The sequence below is a fragment of the Stenotrophomonas sp. HMWF023 genome, assembly GCF_003060985.1.
GTDB lineage: Bacteria > Pseudomonadota > Gammaproteobacteria > Xanthomonadales > Xanthomonadaceae > Stenotrophomonas > Stenotrophomonas lactitubi.
On the sequence record NZ_QAIJ01000019.1, the window covers coordinates 1441 to 5537 of the forward strand.

5 protein-coding genes are annotated in these 4097 nt (G+C 67.3%); 2 read left to right on the top strand and 3 right to left on the bottom strand.

The features are described 5' to 3' along the window. On the bottom strand, window positions 1-335 hold a 335-nt coding region (ruvX, locus tag DBR20_RS00620; protein ID WP_258223066.1), incomplete at its 3' end, for a Holliday junction resolvase RuvX. Next, window positions 328-894, bottom strand: a complete 567-nt coding sequence (locus tag DBR20_RS00625; protein ID WP_108264821.1) for a YqgE/AlgH family protein — start codon at window positions 892-894, stop codon at window positions 328-330. The genes DBR20_RS00625 and ruvX, both read right to left, overlap by 8 nt. Window positions 895-975: 81 nt before the next feature. On the opposite strand from DBR20_RS00625, the gene DBR20_RS00630 reads away from it, so the two are divergent. Beyond that, on the top strand, window positions 976-2787 hold the full coding sequence (locus tag DBR20_RS00630) for a DUF4153 domain-containing protein (RefSeq protein ID WP_108264822.1): 1812 nt from the start codon (window positions 976-978) through the stop codon (window positions 2785-2787). Beyond that, window positions 2784-3329 (top strand): DNA-3-methyladenine glycosylase I, encoded by a 546-nt coding sequence (locus DBR20_RS00635; RefSeq protein WP_100463504.1) that lies wholly within the window; start codon window positions 2784-2786, stop codon window positions 3327-3329. Before DBR20_RS00630 ends, DBR20_RS00635 begins: the two co-directional genes overlap by 4 nt. 33 nt (window positions 3330-3362) lie before the next feature. Here the strand turns inward: DBR20_RS00635 and DBR20_RS00640 are convergent, their stop codons facing one another. Further along, on the bottom strand, window positions 3363-4070 hold the full coding sequence (locus DBR20_RS00640) for a YitT family protein (RefSeq protein ID WP_181392981.1): 708 nt from the start codon (window positions 4068-4070) through the stop codon (window positions 3363-3365). Window positions 4071-4097: the final 27 nt, after the last annotated feature.

Consider the following 4097-nt stretch of genomic DNA (forward strand, 5'->3'; position numbering starts at 1 on the left):
GCGGCCTCGACCGAGCTGGAACGCTCGTCGATCATCACCACCGGCAGTTTGAAACGTTCCCGCAGCTGGCGGGCAAAGCCCTGCGCGCGCTTGCGGTTGGGCTGGTCCTGGCCGTCCAGGGTCAGCGGATCGCCAACCACCAGGCCATCGGGCTTCCATTCCTTGAGCAGGCGTTCGATCGCCGCCCAGTCGGGACCATTACCGTGCACATCGACCACGGCCACCGCGCGCGCATGCGCGGCGAACGCACTGCCGATCGCCACACCGATCCGGCGCGAGCCGACGTCGAAACCGAGTACGGTGCCATCGCGACGGATGAGGGCGGGCTCAGACATGGCCGCTGTAGTCGGTCAGCCGGAACAGATCGACGCCAATGCGCGAGGCGGCGCCCTGCCAGCGCTGTTCCAGCGGCAGCTGGAACACCAGTTCGGCGTCGGCCGGCACGGTCAACCAGCTGTTCTCGGACAGTTCGCTTTCCAGCTGGCCGGCACTCCAGCCCGCGCAGCCCAGGGTGACCACGGCGTTGGCCGGGCCTTCACCGCGCGCCATCGCCTCGAGGATGTCACGCGAGGTGGTCAGGTACAGGCCGTCACCGACGATCAGGCTGGAATCCCACGCGCGCGCATCGTCATGGATGACGAAACCACGTTCGGGATGCACCGGCCCGCCATTGAGTACTGGACGCGCCTGCAGACCACCATCGACGGTGGCGATGTCCATCTGCGCCAGCACTTCGCCCAGCGTGTACTCGGAAGGCTGGTTGACCAGCACCCCCATTGCCCCGTTCTCGTCGTGCTGGCAGATCAGCGCAACGGTGCGGGCGAAGGTGGCGTCGATCAGCGACGGCAGCGCCACGAGCAGGTGATTGGCGAGGGAAGTCGGCGTTACTGGCATGGGCGTCATTCTAACCGCTGCGGCCGGATGCGGGCGCGAAGGGATGGGCTAGGATGGCGCTCTTGCAAGGAGGACGACCCGATGCAGCAGGACGCAACGCTGTCATGGCCCACCCGCAGCATGATCGTGTTGATCGCATTGCTGCAGGGGCTGATGCTTTTCGCCGCCCAGGAACTGGCCGACCAATGGCCGTTCCGGGACATCGGCTGGCGCTACTGCTGGTATGCCTGGGTACTGACCGTGCCCACCGCAGTGGCGTTGACGCTGGTCGATCTGAAGGCGTGGCGCCTGTGGCTGCACGCCGGGCTGGCCTCGCTGCTGGTGCTTGCGCTGGCGGCCTGGGCCGCCTGGAACCTGAGCGGAGAAACCGCGCTGTATGCGGCCGGGCTGCAGGTTCCGCTCTCGGTCTGCCTGGCGGTTGCCACGTTCATTGCCCTGCCCTGGTGGCAGTTCCGCCTGCACGCCGGTCATTGGCGGGCCGACTACGGCGCACTGTTCGAACGTGCCTGGCAGAACGGTCTCACCCTGGTGCTGGCGGCGGTGTTCACCGGCTTGACCTGGCTGCTGCTGTGGTTGTGGGCAGCGCTGTTCCAGATGGTCAAGGTCGACTTCTTCCACGAGCTGTTCGGCAGCGACGCCTTCATCGCCTTGGCCACCGGCGTGCTGGCGGGCTTCGGCGTGCTGATCGGGCGCACCCAGCATCGCGCGATGCAGATCACCCGCCAGGTGCTGTTCGCCATCTGCCGCGGCCTGCTGCCGTTGCTGTCGTTCATCGCGGTGCTGTTCGTGCTGTCGCTGCCGTTCACCGGGCTGGCGCCGTTGTGGGCCACGCGCTCGGCCGCCAGCCTGCTGCTGGTGCTGGCGGTGTTGCTGATCAGCCTGGCCAACGCGGTCTACCAGCACGACGACGGCAGCCCTCCCTACCCGGCATGGCTGCGCCGGCTGGTCGAGGCCAGCCTGCTGGCATTGCCGATCTACGCCGGCCTGGCGCTGTACGCAATGACGCTGCGGGTCAGCCAGTACGGCTGGACCCTCTCGCGCTTCTGGGGCTTTGCGGTTGCGGTGCTGATCGCCGGCTATGCCATCGGCTACGCCTTCGCCGCACTGCGCCGGCAGGGGCGTTGGCTGCATCGGCTTGAGCCGGTCAACCGCTGGATGTGCTGGACCGTGCTGGCCACCGCACTGCTGGCCATCTCCCCGGTGATCGACCCGGTGCGCATCACCCTGGCCAGCCAGATGACGCGCCTGCGCGCCGATCCGGCGTTGATGACCGCGGACGCTGCAAACCAGCTGCGTTTCGAGTTGGGCCGCCGTGGTGTGCAGGCGCTGCGCACGCTGCAGAAGGCGCCGTCCTTGGCGACCGACACCCGCGCCTCCAGCATCATCGTGCAGGCACTGGCCCGGCAGAAGCGCGAGTCACGCTGGGACAACGACATCGACGATGGTGTGCGCGACCTGGCCGGCCTGAAGGCACGGATCGTGCTGGCCAAGGGCACCGCATCGCCAGCCGATGACTGGTGGCAGGCAGTACTGGATCGGCGCTTGAGCGCGGGCGATTGCCTGGACGCCGACAAGATCGGCGACAAGCGCTGTGTCGCCCTGCGTCGTGACCTGGACGGCGATGGCGAAGATGAAGTGCTGCTGTGCATGACCAGTCTGTACAGCGGCCCGCGCTGCCAGCTGCACGTGCGTGAACCGGCTGGCTGGAGAAAAGAGGGTGATGTTTCCTTCCAGGACGTTGACCAGCGCACTTCGGACGAGGCCCCACAGGCCCTGCGCGATGGCCGCATGACCGTGCAACCGCCGCGCTGGCCGACACTGCTGCTTGACGGCACGGCGGGCCAGCTGGAGATTGATCGCAGCAAAGACCGCGCGGAGGCGGCAACACCATGAGCGGATACTGCCGCATCGCCCCGGGCCACCCGGTGCACGAGTACTACCACGCCAACGAATATGGTTTCCCGCAGCGCGATGAGCGCGAGCTGTTCGAGCGCCTGCTGCTGGAGATCAACCAGGCTGGCCTGAGCTGGGAAACCATCCTGAAGAAGCGCGAGGGATTCCGCGCGGCTTATGACGCTTTTGACGTCGATCGCGTCGCCGCCTATGCCGAGCAGGACATCGAGCGCCTGCTGTCGGACCCGGGCATCATCCGCAACCGATTGAAGGTGCTGGCGGCGATCCACAACGCGCAGGTGATCCAGCAGCTGCGCCAGAGCCACGGCAGCTTCGCCGCGTGGCTGGACGCGCACCACCCTCGCAGCAAAGCCGACTGGGTGAAGCTGTTCAAGAAAACGTTCCGCTTCACCGGCGGCGAGATCACCGGCGAGTTCCTGATGAGCCTGGGCTACCTGCCTGGCGCGCATGCCGAGGACTGCCCGGTGCACGCCAAGCTGCTGAAGCTGGCGCCACCGTGGGTGCAGGCGTCCACCCCGTAGTGCCGGCCGCTGGCCGGCATTGCCGGTGAGCCGTCAGACGCCCATGTAGCGACCTGGGCGGTGGTTGAACATCAGCACCAGGCTGAGCACCACCGCACCGATGGCCGAGTACATCACCTTCGACGGCGACAGCACGAAGAACGCGGCCACCATCAGGCACGCATCGAAGGACATCTGCACCTTGCCGGCGCTCCAGCCACGGGTGCGCTGCAGGTACACCGCCAGGATGCCGATGCCGCCGAGGCTGGCGCGGTGGCGGATGAAGAACAGGATGCCCAGGCCGGACAGCGCGCCACCGACCAGCGCCGAGTACAACGGCGCGATATGCGAGAAGTCGGCCCAGCGCGGCAGGATGTCGGTCAGCAGGCCGCAGGCGGTGACCGCCGCGAACGTCTTCAGGGTGAATTCCCAGCCCATGCGGCGCACGGCCACCCAGTAGAACGGCAGATTGACCAGTACGAACACCAGGCCGAAGTTCCAGCCCATGGTGTAGTGCAGCAGGAACGCCATGCCGGCCATGCCACCGATCATCAGCCCGCTCTTGGCGAAGATGGCCAGACCCAGCGAAGCCACCAGCATCGCCAGCACCATGCCCTGCGCGTCTTCGGCGACCGAGTGGCGCAGTGCCTTCGCATCGGCGGGGGTGCCGGCAACATCGGGCGGCGGGGTCAGCGGGCCAGCGGTGACCAGGTGGCCGTCAGCGTCGTCGCACGGCGCCGGGCCATGGGATTGGAGGGACATACAGGTGGGGGCACTACGGGTGGGGAG